This is a genomic window from Actinoplanes sandaracinus (genome assembly GCF_030009775.1).
Taxonomy (GTDB): Bacteria; Actinomycetota; Actinomycetes; order Mycobacteriales; family Micromonosporaceae; genus Actinoplanes; species Actinoplanes sandaracinus.
On sequence record NZ_JASCTH010000030.1, the window covers coordinates 103993 to 123753 of the forward strand.

The 19761-nt window shown below is 68.5% G+C and carries 15 protein-coding genes and 1 pseudogene; 8 read left to right on the forward strand and 8 right to left on the reverse strand.

Features of this window, described 5'->3' with window-relative positions:
• Positions 1–86: 86 nt before the first annotated feature.
• Both QLQ12_RS36715 and QLQ12_RS36720 read left to right on the forward strand, forming a co-directional pair.
• Positions 87–2198 (forward strand): MMPL family transporter, encoded by a 2112-nt coding sequence (locus QLQ12_RS36715; protein ID WP_282765461.1) that lies wholly within the window; start codon positions 87–89, stop codon positions 2196–2198.
• A gap of 174 nt (positions 2199–2372) precedes the next feature.
• Positions 2373–2822 (forward strand): GNAT family N-acetyltransferase, encoded by a 450-nt coding sequence (locus QLQ12_RS36720; RefSeq protein ID WP_282765463.1) that lies wholly within the window; start codon positions 2373–2375, stop codon positions 2820–2822.
• Between the two features lie 448 nt (positions 2823–3270).
• On the opposite strand, the gene QLQ12_RS36725 is transcribed toward QLQ12_RS36720, so the two are convergent.
• Positions 3271–4929 (reverse strand): sensor histidine kinase, encoded by a 1659-nt coding sequence (locus QLQ12_RS36725; RefSeq protein WP_282765465.1) that lies wholly within the window; start codon positions 4927–4929, stop codon positions 3271–3273.
• A gap of 475 nt (positions 4930–5404) precedes the next feature.
• Here QLQ12_RS36725 and QLQ12_RS36730 point away from each other — a divergent pair, with 475 nt between their 5' ends.
• On the forward strand, positions 5405–5941 hold the full coding sequence (locus QLQ12_RS36730) for a hypothetical protein (protein ID WP_282765466.1): 537 nt from the start codon (positions 5405–5407) through the stop codon (positions 5939–5941).
• A gap of 13 nt (positions 5942–5954) precedes the next feature.
• Here QLQ12_RS36730 and QLQ12_RS36735 read toward each other — a convergent pair whose 3' ends face one another.
• Genes QLQ12_RS36735 through QLQ12_RS36750 form a run of 4 tightly spaced genes read right to left on the reverse strand, consistent with a single transcriptional unit; the run spans position 5955 to position 14234 of the window.
• Positions 5955–7124 carry a TIGR02679 domain-containing protein gene (locus QLQ12_RS36735; RefSeq protein ID WP_282765467.1) on the reverse strand — a complete coding sequence of 390 codons (1170 nt, stop codon included), beginning with the start codon at positions 7122–7124 and terminating at the stop codon, positions 5955–5957.
• A complete protein-coding gene (locus QLQ12_RS36740) occupies positions 7121–11503 on the reverse strand; it encodes an SbcC/MukB-like Walker B domain-containing protein (protein ID WP_282765468.1) in 4383 nt (1460 codons plus the stop codon). The genes QLQ12_RS36735 and QLQ12_RS36740 overlap by 4 nt, the downstream gene beginning before the upstream one ends.
• Positions 11500–12666: a TIGR02678 family protein gene (locus QLQ12_RS36745; RefSeq protein WP_282765469.1), complete on the reverse strand. Its 1167-nt coding sequence runs from the start codon at positions 12664–12666 to the stop codon at positions 11500–11502. The genes QLQ12_RS36740 and QLQ12_RS36745 overlap by 4 nt, the downstream gene beginning before the upstream one ends.
• Entirely contained in the window at positions 12663–14234 is a 1572-nt protein-coding gene (locus QLQ12_RS36750; RefSeq protein ID WP_282765476.1) for a DUF2397 domain-containing protein, read from the reverse strand. The genes QLQ12_RS36745 and QLQ12_RS36750 overlap by 4 nt, the downstream gene beginning before the upstream one ends.
• Before the next feature lie 461 nt (positions 14235–14695).
• On the opposite strand from QLQ12_RS36750, the gene QLQ12_RS36755 reads away from it, so the two are divergent.
• The 3 genes from QLQ12_RS36755 to QLQ12_RS36765 all read left to right on the forward strand — a co-directional run bounded on the left by QLQ12_RS36755 (position 14696) and on the right by QLQ12_RS36765 (position 17169).
• Positions 14696–15547 carry a TIGR02452 family protein gene (locus tag QLQ12_RS36755; protein WP_282765470.1) on the forward strand — a complete coding sequence of 284 codons (852 nt, stop codon included), beginning with the start codon at positions 14696–14698 and terminating at the stop codon, positions 15545–15547.
• A 277-nt stretch (positions 15548–15824) separates the two neighbouring features.
• Positions 15825–16526 (forward strand): hypothetical protein, encoded by a 702-nt coding sequence (locus tag QLQ12_RS36760; RefSeq protein ID WP_282765471.1) that lies wholly within the window; start codon positions 15825–15827, stop codon positions 16524–16526.
• A 340-nt stretch (positions 16527–16866) separates the two neighbouring features.
• Positions 16867–17169 carry a hypothetical protein gene (locus tag QLQ12_RS36765; protein ID WP_282765472.1) on the forward strand — a complete coding sequence of 101 codons (303 nt, stop codon included), beginning with the start codon at positions 16867–16869 and terminating at the stop codon, positions 17167–17169.
• 83 nt (positions 17170–17252) lie between these two features.
• Here QLQ12_RS36765 and QLQ12_RS46930 read toward each other — a convergent pair.
• Both QLQ12_RS46930 and QLQ12_RS36770 read right to left on the reverse strand, forming a co-directional pair.
• Positions 17253–17387: pseudogene (locus tag QLQ12_RS46930) on the reverse strand (transposase); the annotation flags it as partial.
• Between the two features lie 223 nt (positions 17388–17610).
• Positions 17611–18123 carry a hypothetical protein gene (locus tag QLQ12_RS36770; protein WP_282765473.1) on the reverse strand — a complete coding sequence of 171 codons (513 nt, stop codon included), beginning with the start codon at positions 18121–18123 and terminating at the stop codon, positions 17611–17613.
• Positions 18124–18536: 413 nt separating this feature from the next.
• Here QLQ12_RS36770 and QLQ12_RS36775 point away from each other — a divergent pair, with 413 nt between their 5' ends.
• Both QLQ12_RS36775 and QLQ12_RS36780 read left to right on the forward strand, forming a co-directional pair.
• Positions 18537–18791, forward strand: a complete 255-nt coding sequence (locus tag QLQ12_RS36775) for a hypothetical protein (RefSeq protein ID WP_282765474.1) — start codon at positions 18537–18539, stop codon at positions 18789–18791.
• Positions 18788–19027, forward strand: coding sequence for a hypothetical protein (locus tag QLQ12_RS36780; RefSeq protein WP_282765475.1), 240 nt, complete (start codon positions 18788–18790; stop codon positions 19025–19027). The genes QLQ12_RS36775 and QLQ12_RS36780 overlap by 4 nt, the downstream gene beginning before the upstream one ends.
• A 292-nt stretch (positions 19028–19319) precedes the next feature.
• On the opposite strand, the gene QLQ12_RS36785 is transcribed toward QLQ12_RS36780, so the two are convergent.
• A partial coding sequence (locus tag QLQ12_RS36785; RefSeq protein WP_282764327.1) for an IS3 family transposase occupies positions 19320–19761 on the reverse strand: 442 nt, incomplete at its 5' end.

Genomic DNA, 19761 nt, shown 5'->3' on the forward strand with positions numbered 1-19761 from the left:
CTTCCGGTCCACCTGCGCCATTGCCGACTCCCCCAGTTCTCCCACGCCGATCTTTGCCATGCCGTTTGGACAGTAAAGGAACCCCGATGATGCGAAAAGTGACGTCGTTACCCGCCGGGAGGGTAGCGAAATGGGTCATCGTGGCCCTCTGGGTCGCCCTGCTGGTTCCGGCGCTGACGCTGGCCGGCAAGCTGGGTGACGTCGAGAAGAACGACAATGCGGCCTGGCTGCCCGGCGGTGCGGAGTCGACCAAGGTCGCCGAGCGGGCCGCGAGGTTCCAGCCCGCCGAGACCCTCCCCGCCATCGTGATCTACAGCCGGCCCGAGGGCATCACCCCCGCCGACATGACCAAAGCCCTGGCCGACGCCGAGGCTTTCCAGGGCATCGAGAACGTCGTGGGGCGGCCACAGGGCCCATCGAGGTCCGCCGACGGCAAGGCGATGCAGACCGTGGTCCACGTTCACGACGGTAGGGAAGGGTGGGACGGAGCCCGCAAGGTCGTCGACGCGATGACCAGGGTCGGCGAGCAAAACGCCGACGGTCTCGGGTTCCACGTCACCGGGCCGGCCGGTTACGCGTCCGACTCGGTGAAATCCTTCGGCGGCGGAGGCCTCGTGGAGACGATCACCGCCTTGGTGGTTGTCGCCATCCTGCTACTGACCTACCGCAGCCCACTGCTGCCACTGGTGCCGCTGCTGGCCGCGGGTGGCGCTCTGGTCACGGCCGAAGCGGTGATCTACCTGCTGGCGAAGCACGCGGGCCTGACCGTCAACACGCAGACAAGTTTCATTCTGACCGTCCTGGTGTTCGGCGCCGCCACCGACTACGCGCTGTTGCTCATCTCCCGCTACCGGGAGGAACTGCGGCGGCACCAGGACCGGCACGAAGCCATGGCGCAGGCCCTGCGCCGCTCCGGCCCCGCCATCATCGCCAGCGCCGCGACCGTCGCGGTCAGCCTGCTGGTACTGATGCTCGCCACACTCAACTCCACGAAGGGGCTCGGGCCGGCCAGCGCCATCGGCATCCTCGTCGGCCTGCTGGCCATGGTCACGCTGACGCCGGCCCTGCTGGTCATCTGCGGCCGCTGGATCTTCTGGCCGGCGAAGCCGTCGTACGGCTTCGCCGGGGCAACCAGGCCGAGCATCTGGACCCGCATCGGCGCCGTTGTCTCCCGCCGGCCGCGGATCGTGTGGATCGGTACCGCGCTCGTCCTCGGCGTCATGACGATCGGGATGACGGGACTCAAGGCCGACGGGATCCCCAGCAATGGCCGGTTCACCACCGAGACGCAGGCGGTCGCCGGCGAACAGATCCAGTCCAGGCACTTCCCGGCCGGATCCGGTGACCCCATTCATGCGGTGGCCGAGGCCGCCTCGGCGGAGCGGGTCAGAACCGTACTGTCCGGGGTGCCTGGGGTCGCCGGCGTCGCGGCGCCGATGATCAGGGATGGTGAGGCCCTCGTACTCGGAACTCTCGACGACCCTCCCGGCAGCAGCGCCGCGATGCGCACCGTCGAAGAGGCCAGAGCCGCGATCCACCAGATCGAGGGTGCGGAGGCCCTGCTCGGCGGCAACACGGCGGTAGCACTCGACATCCAGCAGGCGGCCACCCGCGACGCCGAGGTGATCATCCCCATCGTGCTCGTCGTGGTCTTCGGCATCCTCGCCCTGCTGCTACGGGCGATCGTCGCGCCACTGCTGCTCATGGCCACCGTGGTGCTGTCGCTCGGAGCGGCCCTCGGCGTGAGCGCGGTGGTGTTCAACCACGTGTTCGACTTCGCCGGGGCGGACGCGAACTTCCCGCTCCTGGTGTTCGTGTTCCTGGTCGCCCTGGGCATCGACTACAACATCTTCCTGGTCACCCGGGTACGTGAGGAGGCAATGCTGCACGGCACCCGGCGCGGCGCGCTGACCGGTCTGTCCGCCACCGGCGGCGTGATCACCTCGGCGGGTCTGGTGCTGGCCGGGACCTTCGCGGCATTGGGCGCGCTGCCACTGGTGTTCGCGGCGCAACTCGGATTCGCGGTGGCCTTCGGTGTGCTGCTGGACACGATGATCGTCCGCTCGGTCCTGGTCACCGCCCTGACCCTGGACGTGGGCCGATGGATGTGGTGGCCCAGCGAACTGTTCAAGCACCACGACGACGCCGCGCTCTCAGCGGGTGAACCCGACGCGGAACCCGCGCTCGCGGGCACCTGACAAACCTCCATGCCCGGGCCTCGCGGCGCCGGCATGATCCCGGCATCGGCGAGGTCCGGGGAACCGACCAGCCTGACAAGGAGTAGGCGTGCGAGAACTTTCGAAGACATCTGTCCGTATGCCGGCGTTGCGGACCCCGGCGTCATCGGCATCGTCCGCACCATGATCAAGATTATGGAGTGGGAGCTGCGCCCCGCGCGGCCCGCGGACTACGACGACATCATCGCCGTAGTCGACGACTGGTGGGGACGCGAGATCGCCGGTTCGCTGCCGCGCCTCTTTCTCGACCATTTCCACCGCACCAGCCTGATCGCACGCGATCACGACGGCGTACTCACCGGATTCATCATCGGTGTCCTCTCGCCCTCTCAACCCGGCCGGGCATACATCCACTTCGTCGGCGTCGCGCCCGCCGCTCGCGGTTCCGGGCTCGGCCGCCGCCTCTACGAGGCGTTCTTCGCACTCGCGCGGGCTGGCGGATGCAGCAGGGTCGGTGCGATCACCGCGCCGGTCAACACAGGGTCGATCGCTTTTCACCAGAGCATGGGCTTCACGGTGACGGGGCCGGTCGTGGGCTATGACGGGCCCGGCAAGGACATGATGGTCTTTGACCAGGCCCTCTGATCAGTTGCGGATTCCCCATGGAGAGCGCGCCCTGGGCGGTTATGACTCGGGAGGTTGTAATCATGACGGGCGTGCGGCTGGAGCCGACGACCGAGGATCAGTACAAGCCGTGGCGGGCCGAGGCCGAGGCGCACTACGCGCAGAGCGTCGCCGCGTCGGGCCGGTAGCTGTAGACGCGGCTCGCAACGCGCTGACCAGAATCGGTCTCCACGTCTTCGCTCACCACACCGGCGCCCGAGCCCTCTACGAGCGGCTGGGTTTCAGCGAGACCGGCCGCAACATGGCCAAAGGCCTGTGACCGCGATCGCGCACGATTCGGGCCACGGCTGTCTCCCTCTTGGACAGCGCCTCGTCCGGCCGTACTGAAGAAGCTCTTGACGGTCTTTGGTCTCCAGGCGGGCAGACCCCGCGCCCTTCCGAAAAGCCCGCCCCTGGGTGTTCACCGCTCTTACGGGTACGGATCCTGGGGGTGTCTCGGGGGCGTGCTCTGTTCCAGGGGCTCGGTGGGTAGCTCGATGACGAACGTGGTGCCCGGGCCCTGGTGGTCGGCCAGGGTGATGGTGCCGTGGTGGCGTTCGAGGATGGTGCGGACGATGACCAGGCCGAGACCGGTGCCGGGGATGCGCCGGTCGAGGGCGGAGGAGGCGCGGTAGAACCGACGGAACAGTCTCGGCCGGTCGGCGGCCGGGATGCCGATGCCGGTATCGGCGATCGACCAGACGATCTGTTTACCGTTGCTGTCGGGTTCGCTGCGGGTGTCGGCGGTGACGGTGATCGTACCGCCGGCCGGAGTGTATTTGATCGCGTTGGACAGCAGGTTGTCGGCGACTTGCCGCAACCGGTCCGGATCGGCATGCAGAGGCAGCCGGGGAGGGATCGTCACCGTGACGGTCAGATTCTTGTCCACGGCCGCCTCGGTGAGGTCTTGTATCGCGGCGTTGACGACTTCGGTCAGATCACAGTCGGTGGGATGGATGGCCATATGACCGGATTCGAGGCGGGAGAGGTCGAGGAGGTCTTCGGCCATCACGGTGAGCCGTAGCGCGTTGCGATTGATGATGCCCAGGTAGTGGCGCAGATCGGGCGGGGTGAGCGCGTCGGCTTCGTCGCTGAGCACCGTGGCGGTGGCGGTGATCGCTGTCAGCGGGTTGCGCAGCTCGTGGGTGACCATGGCGAGGAACTCGTCCTTGGTGCGGGCGAGTTCGATGGCGAGTTCTTCGGTGCGGCGGCGTTCCAGGTACTGCCCGACATGCGCGGCCACACCGGACAACAGCCCGAGAAGGGTGTCCTCAGGCTCCTCGGCGCGGTCACCGAAGACGCAGAGGGCGCCGAGGATCCGCCCGCCGGCCCAGACCGGCACCCCGACCGCGACGTGCAGGCCGATGGCGGCGGCGGCACGGCTGCGCACCAACGTGGCGTCGGCGGCCAGATCCGGCACCCAGGCCGACCGCCGCTGCAGGTAGACGCGGCCGGGCAGTCCGATGCCGTAGTCGAGTTCGTCGACGGCGAACCCGGCCAGAAGACGGCCGGGCTCGGCGTAGCGTGCGGTGCAGACCAGCAGTTGGCGGTCCAGATCGGTCAACCACAGCTCCACCACCGGCCAGCCCATGTGCCTCCCGAGCGCCTCGGTCACCCGGGCCGATGCGGCGTCGCTGGATGACGCCTCGGCCAGCCCTCGCGAGACCGCGGCCTCCACCCCGGTGAACCGGGCGGCACGCACCCTGGCGCTCACGTCGTAGGCGAAGGCGTGGAACACCGGCCCGTCCGGGGTGGTGGTGATGGTCAGCGTCATCTCGATCGGGAATTCGTGGCCGTCGCGGTGCACCGCGGCCAGTTGCAGGCGATTCCCGAGCACCCGCCCCGGCTCGCCGGCGGCCGTCCGGGCGAGGCCGGCGCGGTGCTGCTCCCGGTACCGCTCCGGAATGATCAGATCAGCGACGGCTCGCCCGCACGCCTGAGCGTGCGAGTAGCCGAACAAGGCCTCGGCGGCGGTGTTCCAGCCGAGCACCCGATCCGCTGAGTCGATCGCGACGTACGCCTCCAGCGCGGCCTCGAGTACCGCCTGCGGGTCGTGCAGCACACGGTGGTCACAAACGACCGGCGTCACGTCCGTATCCATGGCTGTCTCTCTTCACCGCCGCATTCGTGTGGGCCACCCCCGGGAAGAGGGACCGAGGATGCCGGGACAGCGTACCTGCCGGATTCCGGGGTTCGCTGCACGATCCGGGGGCTGACCAGGCCAGGGACGGGGCGGTCGGCACGGCGTCGCCGGACGACGATCCGCCGGCTGACGAATGAGCCGGGGCCTTACCAGCGAGGTGTCGTAGGGTCGAAACCTATCGCGCCCACCCGAGTCGGAGGCTCCTGTCCGCGGAACGCGCGGATCGGGGCCTCGTCCCCGCGACACCCACCGTGCGGCTCGCCGCTCGAAGCTGCCTGTTCGGGGGATGCTGATGTGGCTGACCAGTCATCGCCGAGGAGCCGGAAGGCCGACCGTCCGCAGAATCGAAAAAGACGCCTGAAAAACGGTGCTTGAATCGGCGCGTTCGGTTCTCTGCGATCAGCAGCAAAGGGGTGCGGTGATGTCTTCGTCAACAACGAAGCGATGGTCCGGCCGGGCGGCCGCGGTAAGCATTTTTGCCGGTTTTTCTCTCCTGTCCCCCGGAATGGCGCCGGTGGCTGCGGCCGCCGATGCGCCGGCCCGGCCGACGTCCGTGGTGATTGCTTCGGAACCCGGCGAAGTGGATTGGGACGCCTGGGAGCAGGAGAACGGCAATTCCTCGGCACGATGCCGCAAGAACGAATCCTACTTCAAGGTCTCCTACTCCGGGTACAACAAGATATTCGTCCGGCTGGGCGGCGGTCAGACCAAACACTATGACGACTATTACGCACTCCGGGAGAGTTCGTCTTTCTACTCCGGCGCCCTCACCTCCAGCAAACGGAATGCCGAAGGCTATTTCCAGGCCCCGTCGGACTCATCGATTCTCACTTACCAGCCAGGGGTGGTGGGCATCCTGGTCCAAGATCCCGACACCGGTAAGGAGCTGTGGCAGGGGCTGTGGAACTTCTCCATGCAATGCGGTTACGACTACAGCATGACGGTCTCGGACGTCTGATCCACATGTTCGATTACTGATGGTGGGGACTGGCGGGTTCTCCGAACCCCGCGTGGCGGGCCGGAGTGAGGTCGGTGATGAGGGCTTGGAGCCGGGCTTCCTCGTACAGGCCGTCGGCCTCGGGAAGCCATTCGGTGGCGCCGGGCAGTGCGAGCATCTCGGCGAGGAAGCCGCGTCCGGCGGCGTCGCGGTCGGCGGTGACCCGCAGGTGGACACCGGCGGCAGCGAGGCCGCGTAGCAGTGTCCAAGCTGCTGAGGAGGGCCGGCCGTAGATGCACACCAGCGGAAGGCAGGTTGTGCCGAGTTGTTCGGCGGCGGCCTCCGCGACGGCGGGGTTCTCGCAGACGCGGACGACGGTCAGTTCGGGCGCGGGTCGCCAGTCACCGCGCAGGCTGCGGCTGGTCAGCCACACCGGTTCGCCGTGCGCGGCGGCGGCGCCCGCGATCGGTGCCGCCGGTGCTTTCCCGGTCAGTGGAAGGTTCAGGACCAGGACGGTGGCGGAGACCTCGTCGCAGCTGATGCCGTGTGCCGCCCACACGTGTCGCCATCGGGTGGCGATCAGTGCGGTGTCCGCGGCGGAGACGGCGTTGTCGGCGGTGGCGGTCGTGGCCGCGAGCAGGCGGGCGGCGATACGGCCGAGGTCGGTGTCGCGGTCGAGGCGGTGCGGGTCGGCGTAGAGGGTGTTGGCGATCTCGGCGAGTGGGCGGCCGGTGCCGGGAAGGACGTGCCACAGGCGTTGCAGGTCGTCGGATCGGCGGGTGGCGGTGCCGGGGTCGGTGCCGAGCCAGCGGCGTGTCCGGGCCAGTTGTACCGCGTGGTCGGGCAGGCCGGCGGTGCCGAGGTCGGTGTAGGCGGCGTCGATGGTGGCCGCGGTGTGGGCGACGGCTTGTTCGCGGCGGCCGCGGACGTCCTCGATGGGGCCGCCGGTGCGCGTCAGCAGGTCGAGCAGGTCGTCGCCGGCGCGGGTGAGCGCGGCCCGCAGTCTGCCGAGGGTCACGGGTTGGCCCGAGGTGTCCCAGGTCAGGCCGAGATAACGGGCCAGTTGGGTTCGCTCGGCCGCGGTCAGATCGACGCGGACGGTGACACCGTTGCCGGTGCGGCGTTCCTGCAGCAGTTCCCGGACCACGGTGAGGACCTTGTGAGGGCCGGGCTGTGCGGCCCACCGGTCGGTTGCCGCGCTCATGCGGGCTCGCTCGCGGCGATCACGGCCGTATCCGATGCCTCCTCGGTGACGCTGTCGGCGTGGTGTGATCCGTTGGTGTGCCGCGGCTCGGCCGACACGGGGTCGGCGAGCATGGTGGCGAACAGGTCGGGTCCGGGGTCGTCGGCGGTTCGGCGTGGGGTGAGCAGCCGAGTCGCGTAGTCACCGACGGGGATCTGTTCGAGGGTTCGGCCCGCCCACAGCATCAAGGACAGGTCGACGCCGGGGACCGGTGCGGGTGCGCGGGTGATGACCCATACGGCGGCGGCGGGTACTTGCGCGACGGCGACCAGTGGCGCCGGGCCGGCGAGCAGGAAGTCGAGGTCGAAGTCGGTGAGCATCCGCATCATCGTGGCGCGGTTGCCGGGGTCGACGCCTTCGAACGCCTCGTCGAGCCATAGCGGCCGTGGTGCGTCCGGGGATTCGGAGTACAGGGCGACCAAGGTTGCCAGCAGTGGTTGCAGAAGGGTGACGACTTTGCCGCCGCCGGAGTCGACGCCGTGGACTTTTCTGGTGAGATCCTTCCACCGGTTCTCGTCGCCGTCGCCGACTCGGTATTGGGCGACGACGTCGAACCAGGCGCGGTAGTCCAGAAGTTCGGCGAGGCGGTCCGTCCAGTCTTCGGTGCCGACGAGGCCGGCGTCCTGGGCCTCGCGCAGGCGGGCGCCGAGGAACAGTTGAATCTGTTGCTGTGCGGCCTCGGACTCGATAGTGCCGTCGAGCAGTGCCGTGAGGATTCTGAAGCCGGGGGCCTGTCCTTCGGCGGCGACGCGGCGCAGTCGCAGGGTGGTCTTGTTGGCGCCGGTCGGGTGCTTCTCAAGGACGTCGTTGACGACCTTGAGCAGGGTGATGACCTTTTTCATCCGGTCGGCGAGGTGATCGATGAACGTGGACGAGAGCAGTTCGGTGTACATCTGGTGGAGCTTCTCGTCATGTGTGCGGGACAGGTCGTCGACCAGCTTCTGCAGATGCAGGATGGCTTCTGCCGGATCGAGTGAGGTGCCGGAGGCGTCGACGATCAGAGTGACCGACGGCAGGGGATGTTGCTCGTCGGCCTCGGTGGTGATCACGGAGCGGCCGCCGTGGGTCTCGAGGACGGTGCGCAGGTCGATCAGTGAGCTGCCGAGCATGCGTGAGAGTGCGGCTTCGGCGCGTTTGGCTTTGTCGTCGAGCCGGTCGGGCCACATCGGTGGTCGTAGTTGCTCGGCCGCGGTGCGGGCGTGGGCGAGTGCGGCGGGCAGGTCGCGGCTTTCCGGGGTGGGCAGGTGGCGGGCGGCCGTGAGGCCGGCGTCGACGGGCGTCCACCAGGCGGCCGCTGCGATGTCGCGGTGCTCGCGAGCCGCGGTGAGGTCGTTGCAGCGTTGCTTCCAGGCGTTTTCGGCTTCGCCTGCTTCTTTCGAGCGGGCGAGTCCTTCGCGCCGGCTTGCCGAGATCGACGGGCCGTACTCCTCGACTTTGCGTTCGAGGTGTTCGGCCTGGGCGAACAGTTGTTGCGCGTCGGCATCGACGGACTGTTCGGCCAGTGTCGCGTTCGTGTCGGCCCGCTCAGCGGCTGCCGCCTCGTCGTTGGCCAGTGTGGTGGCGTCGTTGACCCGGCGCTCTTCGGCGGTGAACCGCTCGGCGGCGTCGGTGGCCGCGGATGTGGCGGCTCCGAGCCCGCGCAGAGCGAGCCGCAGGGAGCCGGCGGCCGCGGCGGTGGTGTCGAGCGCCGCGGCGAGGATGTCGAGATTCTCGTCGCCGATCGGCAGCTGGTAGTCGGTGGCATAGCGGGTGACGTCTGCTGCCGCCGTTTCGGACAGGGTGCGGGCGTCTCGTTCGCGACTGCGGGCCTCGCGGTAGGCAGAGTCGGCTTTGTCGGCTTCGCGGATCGCGGAGGTGTACGCGGCGGCGGCGGCCACGACGTCGGCGTCGGTGGGTGCTCGCCCGGCGGCATCGCGCAGGTTCGTGACCTGGGTGGTGGTGCGGTCGGCTTCGCTGGTGAGGCGCTCAGCCTCGTCACGGAACGCGGTGGCTTGCGCGCGCAGGTCAGCGATCTTGCGGCGTCGGGTGGCGGTGCGAGCGGCGGTGCCGATCAGTTCGGCGCCATGTTCGGCAGGGGCTGCCCGGCCGGTTGCGGCAGGGGTTCGCCATCGCCCGTCTGCGGCGAGGCAGACCGGCGCGGTGAGGGGGCCGCCGGTGGTGTATCCGATGCCGTTGAGGATCTTCGTGGTGACGTCGGTGAGGGTTGCGGCGTCTTCGGCGGGCTGCAGTATGCGCGCGAGTGGGGTTGTCGCGGCCGGGAGGGCGCCGGTGATGATGACGGCGTCGTCGCCGTCATGCTCGGGGTTCCAGGCGCCGTGGGGGGTGACCCACGTGTCGAGGAGCCCGGCGGCGGCCAGGGCAGCCTCGACGTGGTCGAGGATGGCGGGGTCGAGACCGTCGACCGGGTCGAGAAGTCGCCACAGCGGTGCGCCTGCCGTGGTGGGGAAGGCGGGGCGGTCCCGGCGGGTCCAGCGTGCCGGCGGCTCGGGGATGGGGTCGTCGGCGGCGGCGAGCCTGTCGGCTTCGGCGTCGGTGTCGGCTGCCTGTTTGGTGGCGGTTCTTGCGGCGGCGCGCAGGTCGGCGGCACGGGTGATCAGCGGGGCGGTGACGGGCTCCAGCCACTGGCGGGTCAGCAGGGCGGTGAGTAGTTCTCGTGGCCGCTCGGCATGGGTTTGGTCGGTGACCGCGGTGATCCACTGGGTGCGGGTGCCGGTCGGTGGGGACCATTCGCCGAGAGCGACGGCCCAGCGTTCCAGGTGGTCGGACAGGGTCTGCACGGCCTGGTGCAGTGAGCTTTCGGTGGCGGTGGCGGCAGCCGTACGGTCGTTGAGTTCGGTTTGTGCCTTCTGCGCCAGGTCGTCGAGGGTGTTCCAGGTCGCGGCTGCCCGGGCGGCGGTACGGATGAGTTTGCGTAGTGCGGTGACTTGTCCGCGGCGGTTGGTGACCGCCACGTCGAACCGGTCGACGTCGCCGGCTGCCGCCCACGCGGGCGCGTGCTCGCCGAGACCAGCGGCGGTGGCCGTGTCGACGGCGTGACCGGCGGCGGCCTCGACCTCGTGGTGGGCCGTGCCGAGTTCTTCGGCGGTCTTGTCGCGGCGGGCGGTGGCCGTGTCGAGGTCATCGCGGGTGCCGACCAGCTGAGCGGCGGCTTTGCGGGCACGTTCTCGGGCGGCGTTGGCGTCGGCGCGCAGCCGTTTGGCGTCGTTGGCGCGCTCGACTGCGGTCGTGTACGCCGAGGAGCGCAGCAGCTGCATCAGTTCGGCGCGGGTCCGTTCGAGCGCTTTCTCGAGGCTGGTGGTGTTCTGGGTTTCGTCGTCGAGGCGGCCGCGGGCCTGGCCGAGTCTCGTTTCCGCCGCGGTGGCGTTCTCGGCGGCCTTGACGACGGCGGTGTCGGCGGCGATCAGCGTGTCGGCGTGCAGCCGCAGAACGGCATCGGCCCAGGGGCGCCAGGCCCGGTTGAGGTAGACGGTGATCGCTTTGCGTGCCTCGTCGGCGTGGTCGCGGTCGCGCGCCAGCTGCTCCAACTCCTGCCAGCCGTTGGCGAGTTCGGTCACCTCGCTTTTCGCGATCGGCGGCAGCGCGGAGCGGATCTGGGAGGTGAACCAGGCCGGGTCGAGCTTCTGCCCGAGGTGCGGGGTGCGCAGCACCTTCAGCATCTCGATCACGGTCGCGTAGCGTTCGGTGTCGTCGAAGCCGAACAGGTCGGTGGCGAGCCGCTCGGTGTAGTCCGAACCCTTGGGGTAGAGGGTGACGCCGTCGACGGGCTCGAGATCCTTGGGCTCGGTGACGGCCTGCCCGGCGGCCAGGTCCAGGCCGTCGCGCACGCGAGCCGTGCCGTGGCAGACGACCCAGACGCGGGTCATCTGCTTCACACCGCGTTTGGTCTGCGTGTACAGCATCGTGGTGAAGAACTCGGGGGCGCCGAGCGGGCCGATGCGGCCGTATTCGACCCAGGCCCAGCCACGGTTGGTCGAGGTTGACGCGTCACGCCGGTCCCGGTCGTCGGCGACAGGTTCGACGTAGTACCGGTACTCCTTCTCCGAGTCGCCGAACGTGTCGACGTACTTGCGGTCAAGGCTGCCGGCGAGCATGAGCAGCGTGGTCAAGGCCATCATGGTCGACTTGCCGGACTGGTTCTGGCCGACGAACTGGGCACGGCCGTCGGCGAACCAGTACTCGGCGACGTCGAATTCCCAGAGGCCGACCACGCCGGCGCGCAGCACCTGCCAGCGGTGGCGTGACGGGTCGGGCAGCCCGGCGGTGGTCACGGCGTCGCGCCAGGCGGCCAGTTGCCGGTCGGTGGCGGCCGGTCCCGGGGCGGGCAGGTCGGGCATCGTCATCGGGTCGGCTCCGTGGTGTCGATCAGGGTGATGTCGGGGTCGCGGTAGCGGCCCGCAACCGGCGACAACGTCCACGAACCGTCGAAGCCGACCTGTAGCAGGCCGAGTTCGGTCAGGATCGTCTCAGCGTCCGTACGGACGGTGCCGGGCACGGTCTTCTGATCTTTGGACATGTAGTCGCCGCGCCAGTCGACGAGGTCGTCGACGACTTCGTCGACCTGCGCGTTGGTCAGCAGGACTGCGCCGGTGGCGGTGCGGGCGCCGTGACGTCCGGCGAGGTCGGCCATCAGCAGCGCGACCCAGTCCGAGGCGCGGGCACGAGGCCAGTCGGCAACGGTCGGCTGCCGGTCAGGGTCGTCGGGCAGAGCCAGCACCAGGCCTTCGGCGCGGGCTTCGACAGTGCCGCCGGTCATCTGCGCCAGGTCGGAGGTGCGCAGGCCGCGGGCTTTGCGGAGCGCGTCCGCGTCGTGCTCGTCGAGTTCGGCGTAAACCACGGCTGGGGTCTCCAGCAGCGCCCGCAACTGCCGCACGGTGCGGGTCGCGGCGAACTGCTCCGCGTCGACGTCCGGCGGGTGCAGGGCTGCGGCCAGGACGTCGGGGCTGGTCATCAGGAGCAGGGCATCGCGGTCGACCTCGTACCCGGCTCCGGGCCCGGAGCCTTCCTCGGTCCAGTCGAGCAGCATCTTCTCGTCGCTGGTACGGCGGCGCAGTACACCCCAGTCGGCGAGCAGGGTCGCGGCGTCCCGCAGCAGCCGCCGTTGCGGTTTCTGTTCCGGGTCGTAGCCGGTCACGGTGACGCCCGCGGCGCCGGTCAGGTCACGGACCATGTCGGACAGCTGTTGCAGGGTGACGGTTGCCGAGACTTCCTCGCAGCAGGCGGCCAGGCAACAGGTCAGCGCCAGCAGCCGCCTGCCGGGCGCTCCGGCGGGGCGTGGTGGTGCGGTGACCTGTCCGTTGATCGGTACCCGGATCAGCCTGACCGCCCGGCCGACGCGCTGGACGCGGTATCCGGCGCGGCGGGCGTGGTCGGTGATCTGGCGTTGGTGGCGCAGCACGTGCCGGTGCAGGATCCGGTTCGTCGCCGGGGTGACCAACGGTTGGGCGAGCAGGCCGAGGAAGGCCTGCTGGGCTTCCTTCTCGATGGCCGAGGTCGTGGTGTTCACGGGCGGATCCCGGCCGGGCTGATGTGCAAGGCGATGTCGGGGTGGACCAGGCGGCCCTCCGGGGTGTGCACGATCGCGGCGGGTGCGCCGTCCCGCGGCGCTTCGGCGTGCAGAAGCCAGCGAGCGTCGCCCGTGGTCGCCGACCTGGCGCCGACCTGGTCGGGGCGGGCGGCAGCGATCGTGGCGAGCAGAACCAGCAGCATCTGAAGTTCGGCGGCGGTCACGTTGCCCCATTGCGAGAGTCGTTGCCCGGACCGGGCGAGGATCGCTGCTTCGGTGAGCGCGGCTTGCGCTGCCATGCGGGCAGCACGTTCCCGGGCGGCACGTTTGGCGCCGGTGCGGTCGGGAAGCCGGGCCGCGGTCCCGGTCACGGCTTTGGGGCCTTGCTTGCGGAGACGCGCCTCGATCGGAACCGGGTCGGCGTCCCAGAACGACACGGCGCCCGCGCTACCGGCCGGCGGATTCGTCTCGCCAGGAAGGTGCCGGGCGGCGAACAGGCCGGTGGCGGCGCACCACAGTCGCCAGGCAGCGTCGTCGTCGGTAGCCGATTCGAGGCGCGTCGCCAGATCGAGCAGTTCGGCCCGCCGCGAGACGTGACCGCCGACCGCGGCCAGGGTTCGCTGTCCGCGCAGCAGCGGCCCGATCGTGTCGCGCATCTGCCGCCGTAGTTTGCGGGCCTGGCAGTCCGGGCCGTCGAACCAGCGCCGTAGCGTTCGCAGGGTGTGCTGATGCGTGTCGACCAGCGCGTCGATCGCGGGCTCGTCGGCGTTGGCGCCGAGGGTGTGCACGGCGATACGCCGCCACACCTCGCTCGGGAGCAGAGCCAGTCTCCCGGCGCGGCTGGTGATCGTCTCGGAGTGTGTGTCGATGCCGGCGCCCCACATGTCGACGTAGCGGCGCAGCGTCTCCTGCACGGTGGTGATCTTCTCCGGCGTCGGCGCGCCGGCGAGGGCTCCGGCGAGGCGGGCCTGCCAGCCCGCGGCGGCTTTCACCATCGACTGGTGGGTTGTCGCGATCACCGACCAGGCCGCGGCGGCTGCGGCCGGGTCGGTGTGGGCGCACTCGTGCAGCAGATTCAGATTCGCGGTCAGGATGCCGGGGGCCAGGGTGGCGGCGGCCTCGGCAGCGGTGTCGTCTCCCAGCGAGGTGATCGCCCGATGGAGCTGGGCGACGGTCTCGGTCAGCTGGTAACGGTCCCGGTCGAGGACGAACTCGGCGTCGCGGACGGCCTTGTCCTGGAAGCGGTAGACGACACCCCAGCGTTCGAGCCGGGTCATCCGCTCCTTGAGCCGGAAGCCGGGATCGTCGAGCAGGGCCGGGTCGGAGCCCAGACGGCGCAGGCGTCGGCGTAGGAGCTCAGGCAGCTCGGTAGCGGCCACCCCGGTAAGGGTGTGTTCCTGTTCGGCGAGCAGCACGTCAACGATCAGCCGGTACTGCGGCGCGAACCGGCTGGTCAAGTAACTGGCCTGCAGCAGACCGCCGGGCAGACCGGCCAGCTGCCACAGGTCGAGGCCATCAGCCGGGCGTTCGTCGTCATCAACCTCGGAACTGTCCGGCCGCACCCACATCCCCTTCCCCGCCGCATCCCCCGCTGGTGCACCGACCTGCGATGCGCGGGCCGGGCATGCTGCCATGCGGCGAGCATAGGAGCCAGTCCTGACGGTTCCCACTCGGCGGACTGGTCCACGTGACCAACCCCACCATGATCAACTAATGGCGTCGCGTGTCACGGCATCACTGAACATCACCATTTCGCTCGAGACAGGACAACTGTCAGCTCCTTGACACCGGATCTCGCCGCTCGGGCGCTCCCCCGCCGGTCACCTCACCTTGCTGGCCCGGCGTGATGGAGCTGGTGACCCCCTATCACGCGGGCCGAGGCGTTTCAGCCGCGGGCGCCGCGGCATGCGCGCCAGATCAGGTCGTACGCTTCCCGGCGCCACGGTGACGATGCGGCGCCGCTGAACCACCGGCAGGCCCTCCTAAATGAGTCGCTGTTCGCATCCCCGTCAGCGGATGATTCCTGGTGATGAGTAGAGAACTACGGGCACTGGCTCGGGATACCCTGGAAATTCTCGACGCCGGCCACTACGTTGCTCCGCGCGGCGGACGCGTCGCGCTGGCGGATCGGATAAGCGCGGCGGTGGCGGGTACGAAACTGCATGTGCCGGGAGAGCCGATCGCGCCGCATGTCACGGGTGGCGCTGCCCCGGTCGTCGAGGTGACCCGGGAGAGCACCCTCGCGGCGACTCGTCGTCTCGCCGCCGATGGAGATGTGGCGGCGCTGGTCTTTGCCTCGGCGAAGAACCCGGGTGGCGGCTTCCGCACCGGAGCACAGGCTCAGGAGGAGAGCCTCGCCCGGGCCGCGGCGCTCTACCCATGCCTGACCGCCGTACCGGAGTACTACAACTTTCACCGGGCACAGGCCAACCCGCTCTACAGCGATCGGGTCATCTACTCCCCGCGGGTGCCGGTCTTCCGCGACGATGACGGCCGGCTGCTCGACGCCGCGTACGAGGTGTCGTTCCTGACCGCTGCCGCACCCAACCGTGGCGCTGTTCGGCACAACCGGGCCGCCCAGGTGGCCACGCTGCTCGCCGCTCGGGCGCGGCGGGTGCTCACCGTCGCCGCCGTGCACGGCCATCGGCGACTCGTACTCGGGGCGTGGGGTTGCGGTGTCTTCCGTAACGACCCGTCGACGGTGGCGGATGCGTTCGCTGACGCGCTGGGTGCCGCCTCGGGCTGGTTCGATCACGTGGTGTTCGCCGTCATGGACCACGTCCGCGGGGCTCCGGTCCACAAGGCGTTCGCCGCCCGCTTTCCGGCGGAGCTCAAGCGGCTGCCCGGCCACCCTGACGAGGACGACCGCAGGCTCCCCTGAAGGGCGGATGTGGCGACCGGGCATCCCAGCCGGCTTGACCGGACGGTGCGGCGCCGCGCTGCACCTGACCCATGTCGAATACAAGAATCCAGTCAAATCTTGTTGACATCAGTTCATTGTCCTCGATCCGACCTGAGTTACGCCCGGTCAGCGGCTTCTGGAGTGCGTCAACCGCACATAGCCTGGCCATTTACCGGGAGTGGCGATCGGAGTGCACGATGTGCGCTGCGCTGTCAGATCTCGTCCGGCGCGAGCCGAGTCAACGAGGGTTTCGGCTTTGGGCGCATCACTTGTGGGGTTGATTGCCATGTCAGGAACGACCAAGAAAGCCACATCCTATGGCGTTACCCTGACCGTGCTCGGCGTGATGGCTGTCGTCGGAGCCACCAGCAAGGACGTGGCTGACCAGCTCCACGCACCAACGTGGGTTGTCGTCGCTTGCGCGGTGGCCGGGGGCGTGGGCGCGGTCATCGCCGGATTGATCACATATCGCAAGACCGTACTGCAGGATGCTGAAACCGAGCGAGAGATCGTCGCTGCTTTGATCACATTTCTTGAGGATCGGAGACTCTTGACGGAAGAAGGGGGGTACCAATCTCATTTCCCGGACCACCTACGTCAATCGGCCGAGGAGATCCGACGACGCGCAAATGACGCTCTGCAGCGGATCGGTCGAAGATCGCGCCTCGCTCCCCCGCTGCTGCAGATTCAGGTGGGTGCTCGCAACTTCCAGGAAGCATCGGAAGGCGCCACCAACGGAATCCACAGCGGCCGTCCGACAACTCCCATGGGGCTTCAGTCATATTTGAGGGCCTGTTCCCACTACAGAGGCGATATCGCGTTGGGCATCAAGAACTTGGCTGAGATTGCCAACGTGCCGTTGGACCCCCGGTTCGAAGAGGCTGTATCCGAGGAAGCAAGGGCTGCTCACGACCGCCGGGCGTACGAGGAAGGCACGCAGCGCGACCACATCGAGTAAATCGATAGAAAGGCCTGCACCGTGCCATAACCGCGTTTGCCGCCGTGATTTGAATCCTTCTGACATTGCGCTTCCGATGAACGGAGTGCTTTTCCGGGATGTGTTCCGGCGCCACAGGCTCCCCGGCGGCAGGAAGCGTTGATTTCGAGCGATCGCTGGCAGCCCCTGATCAGCGAGCGCTTTGCGGCCTGTGCAGCATTCCGGGGCAGCGTGAAACGGATCGTGTACGAGGCCCCCGAAAGCAGGGTCATTGCGTTGTCTGGTAGCTTCTGATAATAGCCGGGGCCCACAGCGACCAGACAACCCAAAAGCTCTGCCCCCGAACGGGTAACCAGCGGGCATGGCAAGAGCTACAAGCGCGGCCATCGCCGCCTCCAGCGAGGTTCCCGGCCCGGATGGCGCCCGGGCGCCGGCAGGTGAGCTGCATGCTTGGCTGCCGGGCACCAACCAGACCCTGTGCGGTCTGGCGCTGAGCCGGACCCGCCTGATGCGCTTCCCGCACGAGCGGTTCGACTTTCGCGCCTCGGACACGACGGCCCCGGGCGACGACATCGGCTACATCTGCCCGCGCTGCCTGGCCGCAACCACCCCGCGCGACCAGCGCCAGGGCCGTGGTTGGAAACGCGTTGCGCCGCGACCCTGATTCCACCTGACGGCCGGCGGCCACCTCAAGCACCGCTGAACTCTGCCACGGTGTCCCGTAGCGGTCGATCATGGTGTCGTCCTACGGTCCGGGCTGCACGCGACGTCCGAACGCAGCCACGGTGACACGTCGACCGCGAGGACGATCCGGCCGTCACCGAACCGCGGTACAGGCAGCGCCGTCAACGCCCGCCGTAGCCGCCCCGGATCGACCCGGCCTCATCCCGGAACGCCGACAGAACCCCGCTATCCCCACCTTCATCTGCCACGATCACTACAAGAGCGTCGATCAGAAGAAGACTCGATCCATCCGCCGACTGCGCCTCAACTCGCTCCATGAGTGCTGACTTCTGGCGCAAGGACCGAGATTGGTCTTGACGCACCGGCCCCTTCACCTGAGTCGACGATCGACCTCCAGGCCCGGGAGAGCCGGGGCGAATCGTTATCCCTGCGGCCAGCCCAGCGCCTCGCAGGCAATGGGCCACCAATGCCGCTCCGGTAGCAAGGAAGGCACATCGGACGCCGAGATCCACGTACCGGCGTCTTCCGGTGGAAGGAGCGATGGATCGCGTGGAACGAAGACCGGCACGTGTGCCAAGGGCGCCGGCAGGTGATAGGTCTCGTCCGGAACGGGCACGAGGTTGCGGACGAAGCCGATACACCGAGTGGACGCTGCCTTGCCGAGGTATTCCGATGTCAAGGCAGCGATCCCGTCTGCTGCAGCACGCCAGCCACCTTCGCTACCGAGAAACACTGTGGGGATGTCAAAGCCCTGGGGCGTTTGAATGCAGAACAACTGCGATCCAGACACGGTCTCGCGCCGCACGAGAAGGCGCACGATCACCGCAGGCTCAGGAGCCTCGATGTCGGCACCGACCCAAACCTCCGCAGTGCTTCCCGGCGGGAGCCACGAGGCGTCCGGCACAGACTTGACCAGCTTGGGTGAGTTGATCATGCGGCCATCGTGCCATTCCGGATCAACGTTGGTGTTACTCGGCTCTGCCCACCCGGTCGGAGGAACGCTGCTCCGCTCCTGCACCCCGGGGTGCTTTCACGGTTCGCGGTCGTGCTCCGTACGGGATCTCCGACGTCTGTGCCCTGCGCCGGGAAATTAAAGAACAGGCTCAGTGGCTGTCTCGCACCCTGTTTCCGCAGCTAGCGCCAGCATTGACCTGCCGGACTCCCTCTCTGCCGTTCGTATCACCGTCACGGTGACGCCGATCCGAACGTCGCACCGCGGAGGTGGCCCTCCTTGATCCGGTGCGCGGATCTGGCCGATGTGCGGTAGCCGGCAAGGTCACGGGCCTGTGCGCCGCAACGCATCGCTATCGCACGCGATAAACATGTGGCGGCGCCGATGATCAGCCCGTGATGATGGCCGACGTGGAAGAGGTCACGGTCGTCGTCGCCCACAACGAGCGTGCGACCCTGCGCGTCGGTGACGTGTTCCTGAAGGTCGATAGCGATCAGGCGCGCATCGATGTCGAGGTCGAGGCGATGCGGTTGGCGCCCGTCCCGACCCCCGAGGTCCTGTGGCGCAAGCCACCCGTTCTCGCGATTGCAGCCGTCCCCGGAAAGGCGCTCGGCCGTCTCGGCGAGCCGTCGCCCGCGTCACCGGCGTGATCGACTGGTCCGAGGCGGGGCCCGGAGATCCGCTGTTCGACCTGGCCATCCTCACCCTTGGGCACGAGGAACGTCTCGGCGATCTCCTCGCCGGTTACGGCACCGACGTCAACCGGGACGTGATCCGCGCCTGGTGGTCGTTGCGCAGCCTGCTGGCGTCCCGCTGGCTGATCGAACACGGCTTCGATCCGTCCTCGCCGGGCTGCGAGTTCGACGTATTGAGATCGCGGATGTGAGGCACCAGCCCGACGGCGCCCCGAATGTCGGCCCGTGATGGTCATGACGGATCACCAGCACCTACGACCGTAAATCATGACGTACGGCCGCCGTCCGACGATGGGCCCACCGAGGCTGTAACAGATGCGGGGCTCTGCCGCGATCCGCGCGTCTCCGATGCCCAGCTGATTAGGCGGCGATGAGTTTGGGCACTGCGGCCCGCCGACCGTCCGCGCGGGTGATCCGGCGGGTCATGAGGGTGATGTTTGCCCAGGTGATGTGTGAGTTCCCCCCGTTTCGACGGAGCGGTGGTTACCTGCTTCCGGCGGGGGCAGGGGTGAGGTTATCTGGCTCGGTCTGGGCGTGCCAGGCGGTCTCGTATTCGTCGGGGCTGAGGTAGCCGAGTTCCTTCTGGATGCGGCGGGTGTTGTACCAGCCGTCGATGTATCCGAAGATTGCGTTCTCGGCTTCGTCTCGGGTTCGCCAGCTCGTGCGGTAGACCAGTTCGATCTTCAGCGTCGACCAGAAGTTCTCCATCAGCGCGTTGTCGAACGAGTCGCCGACCGAGCCCATGGACGGTCGGATTCCGTTGTCCTGCAGCCGTTGTGAGAAGCGGAAACTCGTATAGTTCGAACCCCTGTCCGAGTGGTGGATCAACTGGCCGTCGCGGACGTCACGCGACCAGATGCCGTACTCGAGCGCGGCCAGGATCAGATCGGTGTCGCACCGATCAGAGGTCTTCCAGCCGACGATG